Origin of the sequence: Desulfallas sp. Bu1-1, assembly GCF_015594625.1 — a bacterium.
Classification (GTDB): domain Bacteria; phylum Bacillota; class Desulfotomaculia; order Desulfotomaculales; family Desulfallaceae; genus JADNRQ01.
This window is the reverse complement of record NZ_JADNRQ010000006.1, coordinates 1-24,197: the sequence shown is the minus strand read 5'-3', so window position 1 is coordinate 24,197 and position 24,197 is coordinate 1. Positions and strand designations below refer to the sequence as shown.

At 47.3% G+C, this 24,197-nt stretch carries 19 protein-coding genes and 2 pseudogenes; all 21 read right to left on the bottom strand.

Annotated elements, in window-relative coordinates:
- Positions 1-111: 111 nt before the first annotated feature.
- Positions 112-729, bottom strand: a complete 618-nt coding sequence (locus tag IT084_RS07725) for a TetR/AcrR family transcriptional regulator (RefSeq protein ID WP_195712280.1) — start codon at positions 727-729, stop codon at positions 112-114.
- Between the two features lie 144 nt (positions 730-873).
- A complete protein-coding gene (locus tag IT084_RS07720; protein WP_195712279.1) occupies positions 874-1,656 on the bottom strand; it encodes an enoyl-CoA hydratase/isomerase family protein in 783 nt (260 codons plus the stop codon).
- 72 nt (positions 1,657-1,728) lie between these two features.
- Positions 1,729-2,568 carry a 3-hydroxybutyryl-CoA dehydrogenase gene (locus IT084_RS07715; RefSeq protein WP_313885453.1) on the bottom strand — a complete coding sequence of 280 codons (840 nt, stop codon included), beginning with the start codon at positions 2,566-2,568 and terminating at the stop codon, positions 1,729-1,731.
- A gap of 25 nt (positions 2,569-2,593) precedes the next feature.
- Positions 2,594-3,775 (bottom strand): thiolase family protein, encoded by a 1,182-nt coding sequence (locus IT084_RS07710; protein WP_195712277.1) that lies wholly within the window; start codon positions 3,773-3,775, stop codon positions 2,594-2,596.
- A 95-nt stretch (positions 3,776-3,870) separates the two neighbouring features.
- Entirely contained in the window at positions 3,871-4,653 is a 783-nt protein-coding gene (locus IT084_RS07705; protein ID WP_195712276.1) for an enoyl-CoA hydratase/isomerase family protein, read from the bottom strand.
- 27 nt (positions 4,654-4,680) lie between these two features.
- Positions 4,681-5,865 (bottom strand): CaiB/BaiF CoA-transferase family protein, encoded by a 1,185-nt coding sequence (locus IT084_RS07700; RefSeq protein ID WP_195712275.1) that lies wholly within the window; start codon positions 5,863-5,865, stop codon positions 4,681-4,683.
- Between the two features lie 56 nt (positions 5,866-5,921).
- Positions 5,922-7,976, bottom strand: coding sequence for an acetate--CoA ligase family protein (locus tag IT084_RS07695; protein WP_195712274.1), 2,055 nt, complete (start codon positions 7,974-7,976; stop codon positions 5,922-5,924).
- Positions 7,977-8,044: 68 nt separating this feature from the next.
- Positions 8,045-8,812 (bottom strand): SDR family NAD(P)-dependent oxidoreductase, encoded by a 768-nt coding sequence (locus tag IT084_RS07690; protein ID WP_195712273.1) that lies wholly within the window; start codon positions 8,810-8,812, stop codon positions 8,045-8,047.
- Between the two features lie 14 nt (positions 8,813-8,826).
- The gene (locus IT084_RS07685) at positions 8,827-9,615 is read right to left on the bottom strand and encodes an enoyl-CoA hydratase/isomerase family protein (protein ID WP_195712272.1); all 789 of its coding nucleotides are present in this window, start codon (positions 9,613-9,615) and stop codon (positions 8,827-8,829) included.
- Positions 9,616-9,638: 23 nt separating this feature from the next.
- Positions 9,639-10,526, bottom strand: a complete 888-nt coding sequence (locus tag IT084_RS07680; RefSeq protein WP_195712271.1) for an acyl-CoA dehydratase activase — start codon at positions 10,524-10,526, stop codon at positions 9,639-9,641.
- 84 nt (positions 10,527-10,610) lie between these two features.
- Complete coding sequence (locus tag IT084_RS07675; protein ID WP_195712270.1) at positions 10,611-11,912, bottom strand: 2-hydroxyacyl-CoA dehydratase subunit D; 1,302 nt, start codon at positions 11,910-11,912, stop codon at positions 10,611-10,613.
- 57 nt (positions 11,913-11,969) lie between these two features.
- Entirely contained in the window at positions 11,970-13,118 is a 1,149-nt protein-coding gene (locus tag IT084_RS07670) for a 2-hydroxyacyl-CoA dehydratase subunit D (RefSeq protein WP_195712269.1), read from the bottom strand.
- A 99-nt stretch (positions 13,119-13,217) separates the two neighbouring features.
- On the bottom strand, positions 13,218-13,988 hold the full coding sequence (locus IT084_RS07665) for an SDR family NAD(P)-dependent oxidoreductase (RefSeq protein ID WP_195712268.1): 771 nt from the start codon (positions 13,986-13,988) through the stop codon (positions 13,218-13,220).
- A gap of 913 nt (positions 13,989-14,901) precedes the next feature.
- Entirely contained in the window at positions 14,902-16,599 is a 1,698-nt protein-coding gene (locus IT084_RS07660; RefSeq protein ID WP_195712267.1) for a class I adenylate-forming enzyme family protein, read from the bottom strand.
- 250 nt (positions 16,600-16,849) lie between these two features.
- Entirely contained in the window at positions 16,850-18,100 is a 1,251-nt protein-coding gene (locus IT084_RS07655; protein WP_195712266.1) for an acetyl-CoA C-acyltransferase, read from the bottom strand.
- Between the two features lie 29 nt (positions 18,101-18,129).
- The gene (locus tag IT084_RS07650) at positions 18,130-19,272 is read right to left on the bottom strand and encodes an acyl-CoA dehydrogenase family protein (protein WP_195712265.1); all 1,143 of its coding nucleotides are present in this window, start codon (positions 19,270-19,272) and stop codon (positions 18,130-18,132) included.
- Positions 19,273-19,305: 33 nt separating this feature from the next.
- Entirely contained in the window at positions 19,306-20,544 is a 1,239-nt protein-coding gene (locus tag IT084_RS07645) for a thiolase family protein (protein ID WP_195712264.1), read from the bottom strand.
- Between the two features lie 171 nt (positions 20,545-20,715).
- Positions 20,716-21,537 (bottom strand): class I adenylate-forming enzyme family protein, encoded by an 822-nt coding sequence (locus IT084_RS18565; RefSeq protein ID WP_195712263.1) that lies wholly within the window; start codon positions 21,535-21,537, stop codon positions 20,716-20,718.
- Positions 21,525-21,947 (bottom strand): annotated as a pseudogene (locus IT084_RS18560) (AMP-binding protein); the annotation flags it as partial. The gene IT084_RS18565 and the pseudogene IT084_RS18560, both read right to left, overlap by 13 nt.
- Positions 21,948-23,143: 1,196 nt before the next feature.
- Entirely contained in the window at positions 23,144-23,488 is a 345-nt protein-coding gene (locus tag IT084_RS18140; RefSeq protein WP_243276840.1) for a hypothetical protein, read from the bottom strand.
- A gap of 404 nt (positions 23,489-23,892) precedes the next feature.
- Positions 23,893-24,197, bottom strand: a pseudogene (locus IT084_RS07625) (IS110 family transposase); the annotation flags it as partial.

Below are 24,197 nucleotides of genomic sequence, written 5' to 3'. Positions count from 1 at the left end.
ATTTTTACCGGCATTGTCTTCTAAAATGTTCAACCGGCATTATTTTTCAGGTCGCAGTTATTATGCAACCCCTAAAATATAAATTAAATCCAAACAACATTGACTGAAGTTCTAATTCTGGACTTTAAAAATTGCATGATAGACCAAGTCGGTCAAAGAATCGGCAGTAGCATCAATATCAACAGAACCGGGTATTTCCATCATTACATAATGGGCATAACCTTCTAGCATAAAAGTAAAAGCTCTAATAGCCACGTCAACATCAACGTTACGACAATATCCCTTCTGCATGGATCCCTTAATGTCGCGCTCAATGCGTCTAAAAAGACTATTAGTTATTTTTTTCCATTTTTCCTCAAATTGTCTTTCAATCATCATTGCTTCTTTTAATGCCGCAAGTAAACTCCTGTGCTTTACGTAAAAATTTAATATTCCCCGTGCTTCATAATTCATTCTTTCATAAACACTTAAATGTTTATTTTTAGGGCGAACGTAATCATCCAACCGCTCAGCTAGATCATCAGCCATCATCACAAGGAGGTCCTGCTTACTTTTAAAATATTGATAAAAGGTTCCATGACCAATGTCCGCCCGTGTTGTTATGTCATCCACCGTCGTCTTGGCATAACCATATTCATCAAAAGCCTGCAAAGCAGCCTTAATAATTCTCTCCCTAATCTGTTCCTTGCGTCGTTCTATTCTAGTTGGATTGTCTTTTATCGCTGTCATTTCATTTCCCTCGTCCCAGGCTTTCTATAATGACATTATAGTCATTTATGATTTTTATATCAAATAAGATTTTACACAAAATAAAATAAAATCTTCTTACAATGTGCGGAAATCCAAGTGATTCTATAATATGCTTTACAATTATTATTTTTTCCCAAAAACCGGCTCTCGCTTTTCAAGAAAAGCCGCCAACCCCTCCTTATGGTCCCCGGTCTGCATGCAAACACTCTGAGCAAAGGCCTCACTGGATATAATTGTCTCTAAATCTTCGTTCATTCCGGCATTGATCAACATTTTTGCAAGACCCAGGGCCTGGGAAGGTCCACGGGAAAGCTTACCGGCCAAGCTTGATACTACCTGTTCCAATTTGTCCTTTTCCACAACCTTATTAACCAACCCCATCTGCAGGGCTTCTTCAGCATCGATTATTCTTCCAGTGAAAACCAGTTCCTTGGCCCGAGCAGGTCCCAATATCTTAGGGAGAAAATAGCTGCCGCCGCCGTCAATGGCCAGACCCACCCGCGTAAATACCTGACCAAATTTAGCCCCTTTAACTGCAACTAGAAGGTCAGCCGCTAGCGCAAGGTTAAACCCGGCTCCCATGGCATAACCGTTAACCACCGCTATAACTGGCTTTTCTATTTTATGGATAAGCATAATGGGACGGCCAACCTCCATCACGTAGTTCCGTCCCTCTACCGCTGATAATCCCTTTTTCATGTATTTAATATCACCGCCTACACTAAAAGCGCGACCTGCCCCAGTAAGCACCACAGTTCTGCATTCACTGTCTCTTGCAGCCCATTCTATAGCCAGGGCAAGTTCCCTGGCCATAGAAATGCTGATAGCATTTAAACTTTCCGGGCGATTTAGGGTAATGGTAGCAACCCCGTTTTTCAAGTCATAAATAATTTCCGAAAATTCCATAATCTCACTCCCATGATTACTCAATTAGCAATCTAATAAAACCATTGTGATTTATTCAGAATAATCAGGTGCTTAATACTCATAAAAACCTCGGCCTGTCTTTCTGCCGTAATGGCCTGCCCGGACCAGCTTGCGCAATAATGTGGCCGGACGGTATTTGGGATCACCAGTTTCGTTACAAAGGGTTTCCATAACCATCAGCAACACATCCAATCCGATCATATCGGCCAGGGCTAAAGGTCCGATAGGATGATTAGCCCCAAGTTTCATCCCAAGGTCAATATCCTCTTTACTGGCAACACCTTCTTGAAGCACGAAGATAGCCTCATTGATCATAGGTACAAGTATCCTGTTTACAGCAAACAAAGGCGCTTCATTAACGGTAATTGTTTTCTTGCCAAAGCTTTCACACAAATTTTGAGCAATCAAGTATGTTTCATCCGAGGTATCATGACCGCGAATTATTTCCACCAGTTCCATAACTGGCACCGGGTTGAAAAAATGAGTCCCGATTACGCGGTCGGAGCGCTTGGTGGCCGAAGCCATTTCTGTTATGCTCAAACCCGAAGTATTGGAACAAAATACAACCTCCGCTCTGCAAATCCGGTCAATTTCTCGGTATAAATCTTTCTTTTTCTCCATATTCTCGATAATCACTTCAAAAACCAGATCGGCCCCCTTAATGCCATCCAGACCTGTAATAGGCGTCAGCCTGTCCATTACTGTATCCACGGAGTCTTTTATTTTACCTTTGGCCGACAGTCGTTCCAGGCTTTTCCTGATGTTGGCGAGGCCCCTGTCCACAAATTCCTTTTGTATATCACTCAAAATTACCTGATATCCCGCGCAAGCCGCGACTTGGGCTATTCCCGACCCCATGGTCCCGGCCCCAATAACACCAATGGTTTGTATGCTCATAACTCAATCTCTCCTTCTATTAATTAATTATTTCTATAACTGCTGCCATAGCAGGACCTCCGCCTGCGCACAAGGATGCCACTCCAAAGCGATCGCCCCGGCGGCGCATTTCATAAATTAGGCTGACAACAATTCTAATTCCAGTACAGCCTACCGGATGGCCTAACGCAATCCCGGAACCGTTGACGTTAACCCGACTCATGTCTAGCTTTAATTCCCGGTTAACTGCAAGAAACTGGGCGGCAAAAGCCTCATTGATTTCAAACAAATCCATATCCTTCAAATCCAGACCTGCGTATCTGAGCGCCTTGGGAATGGCGTATACCGGCCCAATACCCATAATCTCGGGGGCCACCCCAATAGAGGCGGTGGCAATTATTCTCGCCAGCGGCTTTATACCTAATTCTCTTGCTTTGGATTCAGCCATCAGCACCAGAGCCGCAGCGCCGTCGTTAATCCCACTGGCGTTGCCCGCTGTTACGGTCCCGCCCTCCTTAAAGGCCGGCCGGAGTTTTGCGAGAGATTCCAAGGATGTGTCAGTCCGCGGGTGTTCATCCGTGTGTACCACCGAAGTCCCCTTTTTATTCTTTATTTCTACCGGAACAACTTCATCTTTGAATTTTCCTTCCTGGATAGCAGCCACTGCCCGCTGATGACTTAATAAAGCCAGTTCGTCCTGTTCCTGACGTGAAATGCCATATTTATCTGCCAGGTTTTCAGCGGTCATTCCCATATGGTACCCGTGGAACGCATCGTGCAGAGCTTCGTGCAGCAGACCGTCCTCTACCCGCCCCGCGCCCAGCCTGTATCCCGTACGCGCATCAATCAACAGGTGTGGCACTCGGGACATGCTTTCCATGCCAACAACCAAACTAACACCCGACTTGCCAAGCATAATCTGCTGTGCCGCAATTTCCATCGCCCGCATGCTGGAGGCACACTGCTGCTCTATTGTTGCTGCCGCAACAGCTTCCGGGATACCTGCTTTCAACTGTACCTGACGGGCAGGGTTTCCCTTCGCTCCCACCTTGTATACCATCCCGGCAACTACATCCTCCACCTGCCCGGGGTCTATTCCGGCACGCTCCATAGCTGCCCGGGCCGCCACTAAACCCAGTTCTACAGCCGGTATATCTTTAAGTGCACCCATAAAATCCCCTATAGGGGTCCGGGCAGCTCCAACAATAACTACATTCTCCACGCTAAACACCCCTGACATTTAGCATTTTCTCTTACATGACATCTTACCGGTAATCCCGGCTAATAGCTAGACCAATGGGCTTTCAGCAATTGCAACTATTTCCCTTGAAACCGCGGCTTTTCCTTAGCTAAAAATGCCCTGGCTCCCTCCTTTTGATCTTCCGTGGCGCATAATTCTTTAAAAAGCACGGCCTCAAGTTCCAATCCGTCGTCTAAAGTTTGATCCAGTCCCCGGTTAACAGCTTTTTTGGCTGCACTGATGGCTAGCGGTCCCTTCTCTTGAATCTTGGCACAAAGAGCCAGGGCACGTTTTAAAGCCTCTCCGGGAGGAACCAGTATATCCACCAGGCCAATCCGGTAAGCTTCACGGGCATCAATGGCTTCCCCGGTGAAAATAAGCTCTTTGGCTTTGCCCGCACCAACTAGTCTAGGTAAACGTTGGGTTCCACCATATCCGGGAATTATCCCTAAATTAACCTCGGGCTGCCCTAGTTTGGCATTTTCCCCGGCAATTCTGATATCACACGCCATAGCCAGTTCACAGCCCCCGCCAAGGCAAAACCCGTTTATGGCCGCAATTACCGGCACATTTAATGCTTCAATTTTATTAAAAACAAGTTGCCCGGTGCGAGCCAGATCGTAACCCTTTTCCTTAGTGAGATAGGGAAACTGCCGTATATCAGCACCCGCCACAAAAGCCTTTTCCCCAGCGCCGGTGATTATTACCGACCGTACATCGGTTTCTCCAACCAGTTCATCTAAAATCCGGTCAAGTTCATCTATAATCTGGTGGCTAAGAGCATTAACCGGTGGATTATCTATTGTTATTACAGCCGTATTATTTTCGCGAGTTATTTTAACAAATTGCCCGGTTGTCAAATTCAACCCTCCAATATGTTTTCTAAATTATTTAAAAAGACCCGTTTTTGCAAATTCCTCTATTTCCGCCTCGGTATAGCCAAGACTCATCATAATATCTTTAGTATTAGCCTCGGTTACAGGGATCCCAATGTGGCGGTACTCGGTGGGAGAGTCGGAAAACCTGATGGGATTGGCGATCTGTTTCACTTTTATACCACCGGGACCCGGAACATCCACCACCATTCCGCGCTCCTGGACTAGCCGACCTCCCAAAACCTCGGAGAGTGTAAGGACCGGCTCAAAGCATGCATCGGTGGTGTTGAACAGAGTCACCCATTCATCCAGCGTCTTTGCTTTTATGATTTCTCGCACCTCTTCCTTTATTTTGGCGCACTCTTTTGGTGCCACACCTTCTGCGGCGAGGTCTGGCCTTCCGATGGTTTGGCAAAAAGCGTTGAAGAATTGAGGCTCGACACCACCGAAACTTACATATCTACCATCTTTCGTCTCGTAGTAGTCGTACAAGGAACCACCGTTGACCAGTGTTTCCTCCCTCTCCGGTTCCTTTCCATCCACCAGAAAAGCCGCACCCTGCATTGCATTTAAAGCAATCATTCCATCGGTCATTGAAATGTCTATATACTGTCCTTTTCCGGTATTTTGACGGTAGATGACAGCAGCCAGGATGCCGATTATGGCGTTATTTGAACCTGAGGCAACATCTGCGACTTGAATACCCATTAGCGCTGGACCTGAATCCTTCTTCCCCGAGTAAGACGCGACACCTGAGAGTGCGATGTAGTTGATATCATGGCCGGCGCGATCCCTCATCGGCCCTGTCTGACCGTAGCCGGTTAGAGAGCAATAGATCACACGCGGGTTAACGGCCTTGAGGCTCTGGTAATCGAGTTTAAGCTTGGCCATGACTCCGGGACGGAATTGCTCGATAACAATATCGTACTCGGCCAAAAGTTGGTGGATCACCTTCACGGCACGGGGATCCTTAAGATTCAGTGTCATAACCTTCTTATTCCTCCCCAACAGTGCCGATACAGCCGACAACTTAGTCCCCGGGATAAAGGGTGGTAAAAAATCCATTACATCTGGCCTGGATCCCGATATGATCCTGAGCACATCTGCACCCATGTCCGCTAAATACATGGTGGCGTAAGGCCCCGGAAGCAAGGTGGTAAAGTCGAGAACTTTCAAACCAGCAAGTGCTCCAGCCATTTTTTTCTCCTTTCTTGAATTTACACCATTAAAGCGAATGGTTGCGTGTAAGTTTTTTATGATAAAGCAATTTCCATCTTAGCATCCACAATCATACCACCGCGGCCTTTCTCCAAAACTATGAGCGGGTTCAGATCCAGGTTCTTAATCTCGGAATGATCCGTCAACAGCTGCGATATTCTTATGAGGCACTTGATCAGGAAAGACACATCCGCCTCCTGCCTACCCCGAAAACCCTTCAAAAGCAAATGCCCCTTGATCTCCTCGATCATTTCACTTGCGACCCTTTCATCAATCGGTGCAATCCTCATGGAAATATCTTTAAGCACTTCAAGAAAGATTCCGCCCAGGCCGAATAGGATCACTGGACCAAATTCGGGATCTTGCTTTCCACCAATGAACACTTCCAACCCGGCAGGGGCCATCTTTTGTACAAGGAACCCCCCATCCTCTTTGTTTCGGTGCTTCCTGGTAGCGGAATGCATCGCCAGAAATGCCCTTTCCAGTTCTTCGGGATTTTCTATATTTAATCTCACTCCACCGGCTTCTGTCTTGTGAATAATATCTTTTGAAGCGGTCTTTAAAGCAACCGGATAACCGATCTTTTCTGCCGCCCTGAGACACTCGCTTAAATCATTAACCAGCTCATAATCCGCAACGGATAACCCATATGCCCGTAATACATCTAAAACATCGGCGGAATTTCGAATGACTATTTGATCAGAACTAATAGGAGGCGTTATTAAGCCCGGCTTATTAGATCTATCCCTTTCTTGCAGCTTATTATAGTGGGTCAATGACTTTGACAAGGCTTTCAAGGCGTAATCCGCCTCGGAAAAAATGGGACCATGCATCAGCCATTCATCTATCGGCAACATCCGGAAAACAACGGGCTTTCCGTATTTTACGGCTAATTCCATTGATGAAGAGATAAGGCGGTGGGTGGGTTCAACATCTGTGTCAAATATGATAGCGTGATTAAAAACAAGACCGTCTACAGTCTCTTCCTGGAGTGCCCTTTCCACAAGCCGGAGATAAAAGTCGACATTGAAAACATCTCCCAGATCCAAAGGATTGGTCATGCGAATGACCCCGGCCCTGGCCTCCGCACCGACCATATCGAAAAAGACGTCAGACATTTTTGCCAGTCTGAAACCGTATCGATGCACGGCATCGGCCAGCATGACGGCATAGCCGCCTGAACGGGATATAATGGCCAGATTCGGCCCCTTTAACAGGGGCAGGGAAAATATTTTTGCGAAATCCAGCATCTCCTGCATGTTTTGAACCCTGTGCATGCAAGCTTGCTTCAGGGCGGCATCGGCAACCGCATCATCGCCAGCCAGTGCCGCAGTATGAAATTGTGCAGCCTGATGACTCTCTGCCCCTATATTCGCTTTTAGAACAATTATAGGCTTGCCCGTCTTCCCGGCCAGGCTCATCAAGCGCCTGCCGTCGCTGATGTTTTCCAAATAAAGCACTATGATCTTGGTGCCTGGATCCGACAACAGAAACTCCAGATAATCATTTTCATTAAAGTCCAGCTTATTTCCCATGCTGATAACCTTATTGACCCCAATCTTTTCTGATAACAGCAGGTGCAAAGCGTCTACGACAAAACCGCCGCTCTGAGAGACTATGGAAATGGATCCTTTTTTAAAAATAGATGCATCAAGAAGAGAAAATGGTAGCGCAAGGCTGTTCTCCATATTGATAATTCCGATGCAGTTTGGACCGACGAAGCGAATACCCCATTTACGTGCGATATCCATAACCTGTTGCTGTAACGCTAAGCCTTGACCTCCAAATTCATTAAAGCCGCCAGATTCGATTATGGCATAACGGATACCCTTTTCCCCGCAAGCCTCCAGGGCTTCGGGAACGCTGCGGGCTGGAATCAAAATTACGGCCAAATCCGGAATCCCCTCGATCTCTTCAAGTCCGGGGAAAATTTTTCGCCCGTTCAAATCGCCGCTTTCCGAACCAACAGCATGGATATGACCTTTGAACTTAAAATGTTCGAGATTTTGTATAATTGTTCTCCCCAAATTCGTTGGACTATTGGAAACTCCATAAACCACAACGCTTTCCGGATAAAAAAGCTTATGCATACTTTACAATCCCCTGTTTAACAAATTTGCAATAGCGTCAAAGAAAACACCATACTATCGGCACTACCTCACTTAGCAGGCAGCTGCGCTGCCCCGTCCAGCATAATTGTCGTACCGTTGAGATAGGGGTTCTCCACAATGTGCCGCGCCATCCACGCAAACTCCACCGGCCTACCAAGCCGTTTTGGGAAGGGGATATGCCCGATAACCTCCTGCTTGAAAGACTCCGGCATACCGCCTGACATCGGTGTCTCGAAAAGCCCAGGAGCAATCGTAACGATCCGCATGCCGTAATCTCCAATCTCCCGAGCGATGGGAAGAGTCATGCCGACCACACCGGCTTTGGATGCGCTGTATGCCGCCTGCCCAACCTGACCACTAAAGGCTGCAGCGGAAGAAGTGTTGACAATAACGCCCCTCTCACCATTTTCGTCCGGTTCGTTCTTCATCATTTCTTGAACGCTGAAACGTATCAAGTGCATGGTACCTATTAAGTTTACCTGGATTACCTTGTTAAAGATGTCCATAGGAAAGAGACCCTTCTTTGAGTAGACTTTTGCTGCATTAATTAGCCCGGCGCAGTTTATGGCCACATGTACTGCCCCGAACGCTTTTACAACTGCTTCTACCGCTGCCTGCACTGAATTCTCGTTGCTCACATCAGTTTTATAGAAAACTGCAGAGGCACCGAACACCTTTGCAAGCATCTCCCCTTTTTCCTCATTTAAGTCTAATATCCCAACTTTCGCACCGGATTCCGCGAACAATCGCGAACATGCCTCACCAAGGCCAGAGGCGCCGCCGCTGATAATGAACACTCTATCCTTAACTTGCATTTTGGCTCACCCTCTCAATAGCCCTTAAACTCGGGTTTACGTTTCTCAATGAAGGCTCTGAGTCCTTCCTCAAGGTCATAGGAACGGCAGTGCTGACGTAAATTTAATATCTCATGGCGCAAAGCCGCCTCCTGAGCCTGATCCAGAGAGGCGTTTGCCACTTCCTTCATCCGGCGCAGCACTAAAGGACTCTTTGTCGCAAGCTTTTCAACAAAGCTTTCCACTTCCACGGCAAGTTCCGCATCCGGCACAACTCGGTTTATCAAACCATATCTTTCCATTTCAGCTGCTGAAACAAAATCTCCACTGAATAAGAGATACTTGGCACGGTTTAGACCTATCCTCCTCGGCAATATCGCTGCGCCACCAGCACCGGGAAAAACCCCATAGTTGGAGTGGGCATCGCCGAGTTTGGCGCTTTCGGCTGCAAAAACAAGATCACAGCACATGACAAGTTCCAATCCGCCGGCCAACGCTATGCCATTGACAGCGGCGATTACGGGCTTGGGTAGCTTCCGCAGGAGCCCGAAAACATCATTGAAGCGATCAAGAAAATCTCTAGTTCCAGGTGCAGGGTTCTTGAGAGAAGAAATCACGTTCTTCAAGTCCGCCCCTGCACAGAAGGCAGACCCTTTGCCGGTCAGGACAACAGCGCAGATATTGTTATCGGATTGGCACTCAATCAGTACAGTTTCTAACTCATCGAGCATTTGTGCAGATATTGAGTTCATCTCCCTAGGCCGGTTTAAGATAACCCACGCGCCGGCACCGCGGCGCTCGAATTGAATAGCTTCGTACTGCATGACTTCTCCTTTCTGACTCTTAGCTAACAATTTTCAGTTCCCGGTGCTTTTGTCCCAACGTTTTGATTTTGGCTGGCTGCCAAAGCGTAGTCCAGAGCAAATAGCGCCGCTCCTAAAGCTCCCACTATCTGGGGCTCACCGGGGACAGTTATAGAAACACCTAATTCCTTTTCCAAAGCCCGGACAACTCCGATATTTTTAGCAACTCCTCCTGTCATGATCACCGGTTGGCGCAAGCCTACACGCCCCACCAATCCTGTGATTCTCCTGGCAATAGCCTCGTGTATGGCAGCAAGAATATCCGCCTTTGTGTGTCCTTGGGCAACAAGAGATATGACTTCTGACTCAGCAAATACAGTACACATACTGCTTATTTTGAGCTTAGTCAGCGATTCCAGCGACAGCTCGCCAATTTTTTCTAGTCCTACTCCCAGTGCTCTTGCCATTACTTCCAGAAACTGCCCAGTTCCGGCAGCACAGGTATCGTTCATGGCAAAGTTTTGGACGTTTCCCAAAGGGTCAACTGAGATAACTTTACTATCCTGACCACCGATGTCGATCACAGTTCTGGCGTCCGGGAAGACATAGTTAGCCCCCTTGGCATGGCAGCTTATTTCCGTGATGGCCTTATTCGCAAAGCTAAATCTACGGCGTCCATACCCGGTACTAACTATGTATGCCATATCACTAAGCTCCAAACCTGCTGCTGCTAAAGCATTGTCCATTGCAATCTTTACTGCTTTCTCGCTGACGAATTCCAGCTGTTTGACACTATGCGAAACAATCCGCCTGTTCCCATCCATAATCACTGCTTTGGCAGTTAAAGACCCGCTATCAATACCCAATGTAAAAAGGGCAGCACGTTCAACTTTTGAAATAGCAGGGATGGAATTTGCCGTTTTCGATATCATCTAACTCATTCCCTTATTGTCGTATACGTTCTTGAGAAGGTATTGGCACTCCCAAGTGGCCGATGCCATGTATCAGCACTGTCATCACCTGTTTTTCTTGGCATCCAGGCTTTCAAGCAGCGCTTCGATTCGTGTGTTGACGATTTCATCCTGATAGAATGATTCGTCGACCATGTCCCCTTCAAACATGGTTGAACTGATATCCATCTTGCGACTCAAGGATTCAGCCAACAAATAATGTGACCGTGCAAAGGATCTGCATGTTCTCGCTCCATGTAGGATGACGCCGTCGATGGAATAATCGCGGCATAATTTCATCATCCGTTCCTCCGTAATCGGGTAACCAAGGTTAAGTTGGCACTCAAGGTGATTGATCGCTATTCCCTCCAAGGGATTTTCAGGATCAATAGCATCAGGCTCATGCCAGAATGCCAAATGGGTATATCGGCCCGCTACTACACATGCGTCGAAACTAGCAAACTTGTCAGCCATCCAACCCAGTTTATTCCAATTCATAATCCCTTCCCAAAAAAGTCTATACTTTTCATTCGGAACGGCACTAACATTGTTGTCGATTCTCTCTTGCACCTCTGCCTTGACTGCTTCCAGACATTCCACCGTTCCCGGCCATGCCGTTAAATAATTAACCGGTGCAATATAAATACTCCAGTCAAAGAAGCTGGCGGGAGACGGTTTCGCCTTACACATCTCCATTGCTTCCATACGCAATTTACCTACTTTCTTTGTAACAGCCATTAACTCGCAAAATTTATCCCAGTTATAGGGACGACCACTTAACTCCTCTAAAAACCGGATCAAATCCTCAAATTGTCTCTTAACATAGGCAACTTCCTCTTCAAATTCTTGGCCGCTCATGTAACTGGAGCCGTTGCGTCCATAATGATAAGGAATTACCACATTGAACCAGGGAATTTTTTTACCAAAGAGACGTTCAATGGCCCAATCCCACTGCGGCCCGCTGGAACAACCGGGATAACAGGTCACAATGGCGTCCGGCGTTGGTATTTCGCTTGCAATGGGCCCGACAATCATGTCATCGGGAACGCCTCTTTCGGCGAACATAACACATCCGAGCTGAGTTCTGGCATATGAGCAAAGCTCACGATTATATCCACGCCGCTCAGCGATTATTTGCGGCTCCTTCTCCTCATGCCGCGCCGCTACACGCGCTCCGTAACCTTCTCCGTGAATCCACGCCATATCCTGCGCCGCCATAAACGGACCTATAGGTAAACCCGTTGTATAAACTACCAGTTTGCCGTTCTCCTTCGCATGGATAAGGTCTTGCCAATACTCATTAACTAACTTGTTAACCATCTTTCCTGACTTGAGCCTATTAGCCTTTTTGGTTTCCTGTACGCTCATCTATGTCACCCCTTCTTTCTTAGTCTATGTGCTTAGCTTATTTGACATCGCTTTGGATTACTTCATTTCAATAAAGGCTTCTATCCTGGTCCTTAAGGCTTCGAGAGAAACCACTTCGTGCTCCATTTCAATTAGAAGGTGGGGGATTCCGGCCTTTTCCAATGCTTCCTTAATGTCAGGATAAAAGAACATATGAGGTTCGCAATACTTCGCCATTAAAATCACGAGCTTTTCTGCCTCATGCTTTCTCATAGAGTCGATAAGGTATTGAGGCCAATCGGTTGTGGGATCACATCTAGTCGGACAAGGTACATCTTTGTTCTTTTCCAGGTAATGAGCGGCAATGGCCTCCAGCGGTTCCATTTCCTCATTTATATCCGTGCTTACATATCTATATCCATGGAAAAGATCGTCACCCACCACAATCGCCCCGGATTGCTCAATCATCGACAATATGTCGTACTTGGGCGCTCCACACAGGCTGCCGGAAACAAAGACGCGCACTCCTTCCTTCTGGGATACCTTCCGATTGGGAAGTACCTGCAAAAGGCTCGTTAAGATTGTATTATGCTCATCCTTTGGTATAACCATGCTTGATTTGATTATGGTTACTATTTCCCTTGAATTGAGGATCCATGGATTTAATGATTTTATTTCATAAAGCTTCCTGATGAGGCCCCGGTTCATGTTATAGATACGTATACTTTCACGGATGGCTTCATCACTAATCTCTTCACCGCTAAACGTTTCGATATCTCGTTTTATTTCCTTTAAGCCTTGGGTAATATCAGCTAGCGTCCAAGACTGATTACCTACAGGAAGCCGGAAAAACATGCTATTTGCCTTCCGAAGAAGCACCCCTAAAACTTCACCAGCCCCGACGACTTGAATACAATAATCACCCGCCATGAATCCGTCCAAAAAGTCTAAATAGCCCTTTGCGGCTTGATCTATTACACTGCGGGATAGACCACAAAAAAATGGATAATAATAAGCATGTCCGGCTGTTACCGGTTCATCGCTCTCTTGAAGTAAAACGGGTAAAATTCTAGCGGCGTGAATTAACTCCTCCGGGAAATGCATGGGAAATAAACCAATAACCTTTGATCCAGAGAGCTTTTTCCACTCTTTAGCTTTCTCGTATGGTTGGTCTGTAATTTCAGCCAAATTATTCAGTATTTCATCAGCTGATCCTTTAATCTTCATAGTTATATAGCCTCCCTTGACTTGTTGGTTGACTAGCTTATAACAGCATAATCGGAATACGACCGGTCAAGGCCTGGTGATTGTCCTTTAAAAGATGGCTTATCCAGGGAATGATAGCCCGCCATTGATACTCAGGATCTGACCAGTAATTCGATCAGATTCCGGTGAGGCCATGAACAGAGCTGCTTCTGCCACATCTTCCGGTGTTGGAAGGCCCAGTCGCGCACGCTCAAGAGCTTTTTGAAATACATGACGTGCCTCAGTAGCCATAACCGCCTCAAAAGCAGGAGAGCCTTGGATCACAGTTAGACAGAGAGCGTTCACACGAATTTGCCAACGAGCAAACTCACTGGCCAACGTCTTGGTCATTAGCACCAAACCTGCTGCAGCTGACCCAATGAGGGATTCACGCGGGGTCGCAATTCTCCCCGCATCACTGGTAATGATGACAATTTTTCCATAATTCTGCTCTTTCATATGATCCAGCAATGCGCGTATGATATAAAGCCGTGCCCATTGCTGACTGTTTAGGCAGCCAACATAGTCATTGGGATCAAGTTCATGAAAGAACTTGGCGTACTTCACGGTGGTGGCACCGCTTGCTATAAGAATGTCAACCTTTCCCATCTCGGCGATAGCACGGTCAGCCATCTCTTTTACGGAATCATAAACCCACAGGTCACATTCTTGAAAGGTAGCACGCCTGCCCATAGCCTTTATCTCTGACACAACCTTCATGGCTGCATCGCGGTTTCTGTCCGCGATTACTACATCAGCTCCGCTCTTAGCAAGCTTCAAAGCCGAGGCTTTGCCTATCCCGTCAGCGCCACCTGTGACCAGTGCAACTCTTCCGTCCAGTTTTGTTAACATGTTTTTTCTCCTTTCAGATTTGATTTCTAATATAAGCTCAAAAGGATTTTTTAAATCATCTCCAAAGCGACCGCCATTGATATACCTCCACTACCGCAAAATGTCGCCAGACCCAAAGTCTTTCCCCGTTTTTTCATGGCATAAAGCAATCTGACCATGGCGGTTACCTTGCTAATTTTCGGTACAAATCCAGGCAGCAGGACTGCCAGCCTGTCCATGGTAAGGCCAAGTATAAAATGCTCATCAGTTCAGTTTAGCCATCTTTTTGTAAACAGAAGTATGCTTCAGGCGTTGTTAGATGTAATTGGAACGCGTGTTTAACCTTTAAAATCGATCCTTGAAAACTAAATAATGGTTTTGGTCATGATGATTAATGATTTCGTCGCCGCCGAGCTTGTGGGTATGTAGGTAACGCGAAGCGTTGTCCAAGCGAGTGTGAACCCTGTGGACAGGCGGGAGGTAGACCAACGGACCGCCTGTAAACAAAGTTTTTCGTTTTAACAACTCCCGGCAGGGGAAGATTCTCCTCCGCCTGTCCACAAGTCCACACGAGCGGCATATCCACAAGCTTAAATAGGAGGATTTTGAAATTCCCCAGGATAATTTTTGCCGCGAGGCTGGTTTTGGGGAGACACTATCCCTCCTTGCACGATAGTGCTTTCTTAAGAATGCGTCCCCGCTGTTGACTTATACTGCTCACCCCCACGCTGCACCCTTTTTTCGGTCCGGGGGCAGCAGCCGGCCGTGTAACACCGAAAAAGAGGCTAGTACTAATAGTGCGCAAGGATGCTGGATAAGGTCAGCACTACTGGGGGACCTCAGAGTCTTGTTAGCTCCCAGGTTATTTAAAATCTCAAATAAACAAGCATTATCCGGTGGCCCTTTTCAAACTCTTAGATGTTTATCTCTCTTGTTACTCCTTCTGCCCACTCTGAACGGGCTTAAGTTTCAGTACACCATTTACGATGTCCTCTTTGAGCTTGAACTTCCGGAGTTTACCTGTACCAGTCATGGGAAACTCTTTCACGAACGCGTAAAACCGGGGCCTCTTAAAGCGCGCCAGATTATTTAAGCAGAAGGCATCTAGCTCCTCGATTGAGGGTAGGTCATCGAAGGATTTGGGGATAATTAACGCCGCCACTTGCTCGCCCCAATACTCATCCGGCACACCTACTACAGCCACCTTGTCCACCTTGGGATGCTCTTTCAGCAGGTTCTCAACCTCTGCCGGATAGATGTTTACACCACCACGAATGATCATATCCTTTAACCGACCCGTAAATCTTACGAAACCGCGTTCGTCCATAACACCGAGGTCGCCAGAATGCAGCCATCCTTCTTCATCAATCGCCTCCGCAGTACTCGCTGGATTATTATAATAACCGCGCATCACCTGATAACCGCGAATACATATCTCACCTTCCTCGCCGATAGGAAGAACCGCTCCGGTCTCTCCATCCGCAATCTTGAAGTCTATCATTGGATAGGGTTGTCCGATGGTCTCAGCCTGATCCTCGGGAGAGTCATCACGATGGGTTTGGGTATAACCGCCGTGCGCTTCAGTCTGTCCGCAAACAATAGAGATATCGCAGCCTAAAACCTTTTTAAAACGGCGAACCAGGTCAGCTTCCACCTTAGATGCTCCAGATAGCACATATTTCCAGGACGAAAGATCATATTTCTTCAGGTCGGGATAGGCTAATATAGCTTCCATCATTGTTGGGACAAGCAGCGAGAAGGTACCTTTATATTCTTCCATCAGTGATAGGAAGAGCGGCACATCAAATTCTATGACCAGGACATGGGTAGCTTGCTGCTGGAGTGTACCCAGGGAAGCAAACCCATTTCCACCCATGAAAAACAATGGCATTACATTGATCCAGACGCCGCCATTTTCCAAACCTGCGCGCTGAGCCATGAACCTGACACTGTTAGTCATGCCAAAATGGTTAAGCATAGCTCCTTTAGGATTACCGGTTGTACCTGAAGTAAACATGATAACGTCGATATCCTCCGGCTTAACCTCCGGCAATTTGACTGGTTTGCCAGTGTTAATAAAATCATCCAATTCTTCCAGGTCATATACATCTTGCAAAGTGGGTAGAGATTCGCGTATGGACTTGATCGTGTCTATCATTTTATTGCCGCGATAATTTTTCATAGTAAAGACTGCCGCTACTTCGGCCGTCTTCAAAATGTGTTCGATTTCTCGGGCATGATAGGCGGGATTAAGCGTAACCCTTATCATTCCGGCTATGGCAATACCATATTGCATCAACGCCCACTCAACAACATTAGGCGCCATAATTGCAATTCGATCACCCGGATTATATTTGTTGAGCAAGGCATAGGCGATCCGCTCTGCGTCCCTGAGTAGTTCAGCATAGGTCCAAGTTCGACGTTTGCTAGCATCGGGGATTCCCTCAACCAAAGCCAAGCGATCCGGTACCTCAAAGGCATTTTTCCGTAGCCAAAATGGAATAGTAGTATAATAAAGAATATTATGAGTTTCTCCCGACCAGAAAGACTCTGTTAAACGCCTTTCACGATAGATTGCCGACTTTTGATGCAAAATACCATTAACGTAAGTTCCTACACGAGATAGGCTCATTCAGATCCCTCCTTAAATTTTTAAATTCTTGGCACTTTTACAAATATGATTGGCAAACGTTTTGACTATTTTGCACCTTCTTATTCAATAACCCCTCCCCTTTTTGATTAGGTTAATGCCTATATAGGCTACCGTTGTTAGTAAGTGAGACTTTTGCACAATTGCAAAAAACCATGTTGAAGCGAACCAGGGGTATAAGTATCACTGACAAAACCATTACCAGCTATTGTTAATTAAGAACAATTGATTTTTAAATCATCTCCAAAGCGACCGCCATTGATATACCTCCGCCACCGCAAAGTGTCGCCAGTCCCAGAGTCTTTCCCCTTTTTTTCATGGCGTAAAGCAATGTGACCATGATCCGGCACCCGGTAGCTCCAACTGGGTGACCCAGGCCGCATCCGGACCCATTTACATTTGTAATCTCACGGTTTAGGCCAAGTTCACGCTCAACAGCGATATACTGAGCAGCAAAAGCCTCGTTGACTTCTATGAGTTCAAAATCGTCAAGCCTAAGGCCTGATCTGGACATCAAGTTCTTAACTGCCGGAACAGGACTCATTCCCATAATTGAGGGATGGCATCCCCCAAAGCCGACGGCCTTTATCCTGGCAATAGGCTTTAGACCCAACTCTTTCGCCTTCTTGGCAGACATGATGATCATTGCAGCAGCGCCGTCATTCATCCCGGAAGAATTTCCAGCAGTTACTTTACCTATTTTAGGAACGAAAGCGGGAGGCAGTGCTGCAAGCCTTTCCATTGTAAGGCCTGGAATAAAATGTTCGTCTCTGTCAAAGATAACCGGTGGCTTTCCTTTTTTCTGGGGAACCTCAATGGGTACGATCTCTTCACTGAACGATCCGTCCTTTGTAGCCCGTTCGGCGTTGTTATGACTACGCAGGGCCACTTCATCCATCTCTTGGCGGCTGATGTTGTACATTTGGGCTACTACTTCAGCCGTGTAACCCATAATATAGGGCTTGCCCCGGCCCGCCTCAATAATCGGCCCTTCCTTGACGGGCCCGTTCTCCGGCCCGGGAAGGAAACGCGAACCGCCATGTAGTCCATGGATAAGATTATCTACAAAAACTCCGTCCTGCAGGCGGCTCCCCCATCTGGCAGATAGAACACTATAAGGGACGCCCGACATGTGCTCAACACCACCCGCCAGAACAACATCGAAAAGACCCGACTTGATCATGGCCATACCGGAAACAACGGCTTCCATTCCCGATACGCAAACCCTGTTGATCGTCACAGCGGTTGACGTTTCCGGAACTCCTGCCATCAACGAAGCAACCCGGGCCACATTATTACTATCAGGATGTTCAAAGCTCGACCCAAAGCGGACATCGTTGATTATTCCCGGATCTATCATGGCTCTTTGAATCGCGCCTTTCATCGCGGCACTGGCAATTATCGGAGCATTGAGATCCCTTAGCGTGCCTCCGAATGACCCTATTGCTGTCCGGCATGCGGATACAATTACGACATCTCTCATTTTTGTTCTCCTTCTTAGTTCACAGTGTATTATTGGGATTGCAGGACTCGCCCAATGGCCATGATCTCCGCTTCCTTCGTCCCTTCATAAAGTTCGAGTATTTTGGCATCACGGTACCATTTTTGGACGCTGTATTCCTCCATATAGCCATATCCTCCGTGAATTTCCACGGCGGCATTGGCGCAAAACACAGCTGTCTGCCCGCCCAGATATTTAGCCATGGCGGAAAGTGTGAAATCCGGTTTGCCTATATCAATAAGCCATGCTGCTTTGTAAACAAGATTTCGAAGTGATTCGATTTTTATTGCCATCTCAGTCAATTTGGTCATGGTAGCCTGATAACTCCCTATTGGGTTGCCAAAGGCAGTCCTCTCTTTAGCATACTTCACAGCCGCGTCGAGACAGGCCTGGGAAAGACCAAGCGCCTGGCCTGCAACCATCATCCGGGTCACATCAAAGAAATGCATGAGCTGGCGAAAACCGTTGCCATCTTTACCTACAAGATTAGACTGCGGTACTCGAACATTCTCGAAAACAATTTCGGCGGTATCACTAGCCCGGATTCCTAATTTTCCGTGTAGCTTGTTTCTTGTAATTCCCTCAGAATTGGCATGCACGATGATCTGGGAAAATCTATTGTGTCTTTTTTCTTCCGGTTTGGTAATCGCCTGGACCACCATAAAATCACAGACTGTGCCATTGGTTATGAACATCTTGTTACCATTAATGATAAAATCATTTCCATCTCGGACAGCTCGCGTTTTATAACCAGCAACATCTGTACCTGCATTCGGTTCGGTAAATGCTCCTGCCGATACCCATTCCCCCCGGCAGACAGGGGGTAGATACGTTTCTTTCTGTTCCTCAGTCCCATAGAGATAAATAGCTTCACAACCAAAACTGGCCGTAATAATGTTTGTGGCAATCCCCATGTCTATCCGGGAAAGCTGTTCAGTAATAATGGTGTGTCCAAGTATTCCCGCACCCGCCCCGCCATACTGTTCTGGAATCCAGGCTCCAACAAGCCCCAATTCCGCGGCTTTCTTGCGGATTTCCGGTGTGTATTTCTCTTCTCGATCACATTGCGCGGAAATAGGGGTAATTTCAGTCTGGGCAAACTTGAAGGCCATATCCTTCAGCATCTTCATTTCGTCAGTTAACTCAAAATCCATAATAATCCACCTCACATGTATTTTATGGACTATCTACGCTTTCCCCAAAATGTGGATGCACATTGCTGCTTCCTCGACGCCGATGCTTCCGCCGCCATTCTCTGCAAGTCCTATTCTTGCCCCGTCCACTTGTCTCTTACCCGCTTCTCCCCTGATCTGAGTAACGAGTTCGTGAATCTGAGCAAGACCGGATGCGCCGATGGGATGCCCTCTGCCTTCCAGGCCGCCGCTCGTGTTGATCGGTTTTGCTCCGCCCAGTTTTGTCGCACCGGTTTCGGCATATGGCCCTCCCTCTCCAGGGGCACAAAAACCCATCGCTTCGCACTGGTGCAATTCTCCATATGCTGTGGCATCATGTAACTCCGCCAGATCAATATCCCCAGGGCCGAGTCCGGCCATCTCATAGGCGGCTTTGGCGAGACGCTCGCCGATGTCCTCTCCGTCGAGATCCCGGTCAGCACCCTGTCCCAGGACCGAGGCTAGAATTTTCACCGCCCGGCTCCGGCCAACCTTTTTTAGGAACGACTCCGAGCAGACGATGGCAGCCGCAGCACCATCTCCTACGGGTGCGCACATACTGCGTGTCAGGGGAAAAGTCACCGGGCTGTCCGCCAAGACCTCCTCTACGCTCATTAGGTTTTGGTACTGGGCGTTGGGATTGAGAGAAGCGTGGAAGTGATTTTTCGAGGCAATGACCGCCAATTGTCTTTGGGTTGTTCCGTACTTGCTCATATGCCAACGAGCCATCATGGCGTAAACGTCCATAAAAACACTTCGTCCCGATCCAGGTGCGGATTCACCGGGAGGCAAAGAAATTCGGAGGTTTTTTCCATACTCCATAAGTAAATCGATCTGGCGGTCGAAATTCTCCACATCCATACAACTTGAATAGGCACTCAAAGACTTGGTTTTGTCGGGGTTTGTAAGCTTCTCGGAGCCAACGGCAATGGCTACGTCGAACATTCCCGCCCGAACCCCTGTATAAGCCAAGTGAAGAGCGGTCGACGCCCCTGCGCATGCATTCTCTACATTGGTCACGGGTATCCGATCAATGCCCATTCCCCTGAAAATCACTTGCCCCCGGATTGAATGCTGGTTGTTAAACATGCCCCAGAAAGTATTGGAAAAAAAGCAGGCCTGAAGGTCCTGTTTATTGAGCCCCGCATCGTCCAAAGCTTGGCGAATAACTTTCTCCGCCATGGTACGCACGGTCTCTCCGGGGTACTTGCCAAACCGGTTCATTCCAATACCTATAATGTAAACATCGTGCATAAGGATCCTTTCCTCCTAAGCCACATACGTAGGCCTTCATTATTTTGATTTTTTTCATGTTTCAACTCACCTTTTTGGATAAGCTCGCGAAGCATGAATTTCTGAAGCTTCCCGTTGTCGTATAGGGAAATTCGTTTGTGAAGTACCAAAACTTGGGCGTCTTGAAAACTGCTAGATTCGCGCGGCAATAGTCGTGTAATCCTCATGCGTTGGCCGGTTCTCTGGCGACTTAGGTATGATAATCTCCCCCACTTGCTCGCCCCAGTACTCATCCGGCACGCCGACCACTACCGCATTGGCGATTTTCGGGTGTTTTTTAAGTAAGTTCTCGATCTCGGCCGGGTAGATGTTCTCGCCGCCCCTGATAATTATATCCTTCAATCGGCCCGTGATTTTCAGGAAACCACGCTCGTCCATGGATCCGAGATCGCCCGAATGGAGCCATCCATCGCTCTTGAACACAGCCGCGGTTTCTTCCGGCATATTGTAATAGCCGATCATTGTTTGATAGCCGCGACAACAGATCTCACCCTCCACCCCGAGAGGAAGCACCTGGCCCGTTACGGGATCGGCGATCTTGACCTCAATTTGTGGATAAGGCTGCCCGATAGTTTTGGCCTGATCCTCGATTGTGTCATCAAGATACGTTTGAGTAATACCTCCGTGCATTTCCGTTTGCCCGAAGACGATGGAGATGCTGCAATCCAATTCCTTTTTAACGCGACGAACCAGGGAGACTTCCACCTTCGATGCACCGGATAGTATATTCTTCAGCGTCGAGATATTGTACTTTTTGCGTTCGGGGAAGTTTAATATAGCATCTAGCATTGTAGGCACAAGGAGAGCAAATTTACCTTTCTCGGTCTCGACCAGCTCGAGGAAAAGTGATGGATCAAATCCTATAACAATGACGTGCGTACCACGCAGATGGAGGGTGCCCAGTGTAGAGAACCCGCATCCACCCATGTGAAACATGGGCATCACATTATCCATGCACCGCCGGCCTTCATCCCGGCACGCTCAGCCATAAAGTTAGTACTGTTGGTCATGCCCTTGTTGTGGAGAATGGCTCCTTTGGGATAGCCGGTTGTCCCAGATGTGTACATGATAACAAAGGGGGCTTCCGGCCTGATCTCTGGGAACTTAGTGGGTCTGTTACCGGTATTCATGAAATGTTCGAAATCTGTAATGCAAATGATCTCCCGCAGCGAGGGCAAATTATTGCGGACCTGATTGGCGGTGGCCAGCATATTATGGCCACGGTATTCATCCGTGAGGAATAGTCCAGCTGCGTCTGACTGACGCAGCACGTACTCTAGCTCCTTCGCTTTGTTGGCCGAGTTAACAGTGACCAGAACTAATCTCGCAATGGCACAGCCGAATTCGATAAGTACCCACCCTACTACATTTGGCGCTCAAATCGCGACTCGCTCACCGGGCTTAAACCTGTTAAGCAGGGCTGAAGCAACTCGTTCTACAAGCGAGCAGTTGAGCGTAGATCCACCTTCGGCGCTTGGCCGGGTCGGGCACACCCTCGATCAGCGCAATACAGTCCGGAACCTCTGCTGCAACCTCCCGCAATACCTGCGCGACAGTCCAGTCGTGTAGTGGCCTTGATGTATCAGCCGGCCAGTAGGACTCGGTTAAACGTGTTGTACGATATACATCAGCTTCATGCTAACACGCTCCTTTTCTGTTATCTGGTTAAAGGGTTGGAATCGCCTACCACATTGAGCAAACCGAAACGAAATATTAAAAGATTTTGACACTTCTATTTAACACTTGGGAAGTCCTAATTATGGTGTATATTCCCCCTCTCTGAAAATCACCGAGCTTTTCAGTCGTTCCAATTCTCAATCGTCCATAAGACGGTTACGTTAGGCTCGTTTGTTCTACCGTTCCCGGTGATGTCATATTCCAAACATCCTCCCTGCATTATAGTTCTCTATTCTTGTAGGAACGCTGTCATCACCACTTCACTTATTAATTGACTGACTATTTTTATAATGACATTATAGTCAGTCATGACGATAATGTCAAGTTAAATTTATATGGGCTACCTGTTGGTTGTTTATACAGTATTGTAGCTTAAATTTCAGTCAGTTCCTTGGCTTAAAATGATGAGCTGTTCTTATAGGGTGAGAAGTGGGCACAAAAAAGCACACTGATTTGCCTAGGTGGAGGGCTGGTAGAGGATAACTTCATTTTAATATGCTTTTCGCAATGAAAAAGGTTGTCGTGACTTCCTTTGTATAAAAAAAGGGTAGCATGTTTTTGGCATAATAGAAATGCATAAAACGGCAGCCAAAAAGTACATAGCTTTACACTGGTAAAAAAGGGCATTGCTATCACGCTCTAGAATAAACCCGTCTGATTTGGGCAAACGCAGGAGGGGATACAAGAGGTGATAGCAATGACCCAACAACAATATATCAAACACCTTTACGAACAGGAAGAGTGTCCCGCGTTCGACAATACCTGGGTACAAAAAAGCCGCAACAAGGCTTCCCGCATGGGCTAGCGGCGCTAGGTAAAAAATGGCGCGTGTTACTATGTGTGATCACTGCTTTTTGTGGCTGATCTCCTGTATTTTCGGGGGCTACGGGATTTTTAAAGCCCCAAACAATTGCTTTAAAAACGGTGTTAATTCTGTTCTTTGCAGGAACTTTCCGTCACTGGTATGGAACTCGCCCAAGTGCATTCTCTGCAAGTGATCCCGCATCTGGCGCCAGGTATGACCGGTTTTGGTTTCAGCGCAACGGATCAGCAGCAGCGCCAGCCAGCAGAACAGCACATGGGACCGGATCCGGTCCTCCAGCCGGTGATACATCGGCCTGAGTTCCAAAGTGGTCTTTAAGGTGCGAAAGGCGTCTTCCACTTCCAAGAGTTGCTTGTAACCAAGGGCCACATCCTCAGGCGAGATGGTATCGTCCAAGGTACGCAACAGGTACTTGCCGTCCAGTTTCTCTTCGGCTTTTATCTTGGCCTGGTCCAGTTTTGGTTGGCCCTTCTTATCGGTTTTTAGATATCACCCGAATGTGGGGTGGGCAATTAAGTTTCACACCGCCTTGGTATGGGGAGCACCGTTAAGTTCACCGATAGCAGCCAGTTCTTGCTTGATTTTGTTGATTGTCTCGTCCCGTTTAGATTTATCCTTTATGGCTTCCTTGGGGTTACGAACCAATATGTACCGGATACGGGCTTCGCCGTCACCGACGATAATCTCTTTAACCTATCCTGAAAATTAATGATCTCGCTATAAAAAAGGCAATAACAAACTAACCCGACTAATCCATTCTTCATAAAATGGATTCGGACAGCAGAAGGATAATATACTAACTTACAAAATTAGGCTATTGCTTCAATGATGACCTTATATCCAAGTGATTCGAGTTTCTTGATAGATTGTTTAACGACGGACTGACGTCTGCGTTCTTCATAATAGGTTGGGCCTAGCTCAATATAAGGTTGCTTTCGTTGTAAAATATGGTAGACGATGGTCAAGATACTGTGTGCAACCGCCACGGCGGCACGATTCGCGCCACGCCTTGCGGCAATGCGGTGATACTGACTGGACAAATAGGTGTTCTTAGTTCGGGCTGCAGCCCTAGCTGCTTCCACCAGCGCGCTTCTTAGTTTTTGGTTACCCTTGC

What these genes read in the sequence shown, in the direction of transcription:
- IT084_RS07680 (WP_195712271.1), bottom strand. Translation starts at nt 10,526, where the DNA reads ATGATATCGAAAACGGCAAATTCCATCCCTGCTATTTCAAAAGTTGAA.
- IT084_RS18565 (WP_195712263.1), bottom strand. Translation starts at nt 21,537, where the DNA reads ATGGATAATGTGATGCCCATGTTTCACATGGGTGGATGCGGGTTCTCT.
- IT084_RS07725 (WP_195712280.1), bottom strand. Translation starts at nt 729, where the DNA reads ATGACAGCGATAAAAGACAATCCAACTAGAATAGAACGACGCAAGGAA.
- IT084_RS07665 (WP_195712268.1), bottom strand. Translation starts at nt 13,988, where the DNA reads ATGTTAACAAAACTGGACGGAAGAGTTGCACTGGTCACAGGTGGCGCT.
- IT084_RS07655 (WP_195712266.1), bottom strand. Translation starts at nt 18,100, where the DNA reads ATGAGAGATGTCGTAATTGTATCCGCATGCCGGACAGCAATAGGGTCA.
- IT084_RS07660 (WP_195712267.1), bottom strand. Translation starts at nt 16,599, where the DNA reads ATGAGCCTATCTCGTGTAGGAACTTACGTTAATGGTATTTTGCATCAA.
- IT084_RS07690 (WP_195712273.1), bottom strand. Translation starts at nt 8,812, where the DNA reads ATGCAAGTTAAGGATAGAGTGTTCATTATCAGCGGCGGCGCCTCTGGC.
- IT084_RS07675 (WP_195712270.1), bottom strand. Translation starts at nt 11,912, where the DNA reads ATGAGCGTACAGGAAACCAAAAAGGCTAATAGGCTCAAGTCAGGAAAG.
- IT084_RS07720 (WP_195712279.1), bottom strand. Translation starts at nt 1,656, where the DNA reads ATGGAATTTTCGGAAATTATTTATGACTTGAAAAACGGGGTTGCTACC.
- IT084_RS07650 (WP_195712265.1), bottom strand. Translation starts at nt 19,272, where the DNA reads ATGGATTTTGAGTTAACTGACGAAATGAAGATGCTGAAGGATATGGCC.
- IT084_RS07685 (WP_195712272.1), bottom strand. Translation starts at nt 9,615, where the DNA reads ATGCAGTACGAAGCTATTCAATTCGAGCGCCGCGGTGCCGGCGCGTGG.
- IT084_RS07700 (WP_195712275.1), bottom strand. Translation starts at nt 5,865, where the DNA reads ATGGCTGGAGCACTTGCTGGTTTGAAAGTTCTCGACTTTACCACCTTG.
- IT084_RS07695 (WP_195712274.1), bottom strand. Translation starts at nt 7,976, where the DNA reads ATGCATAAGCTTTTTTATCCGGAAAGCGTTGTGGTTTATGGAGTTTCC.
- IT084_RS07645 (WP_195712264.1), bottom strand. Translation starts at nt 20,544, where the DNA reads ATGCACGATGTTTACATTATAGGTATTGGAATGAACCGGTTTGGCAAG.
- IT084_RS07670 (WP_195712269.1), bottom strand. Translation starts at nt 13,118, where the DNA reads ATGAAGATTAAAGGATCAGCTGATGAAATACTGAATAATTTGGCTGAA.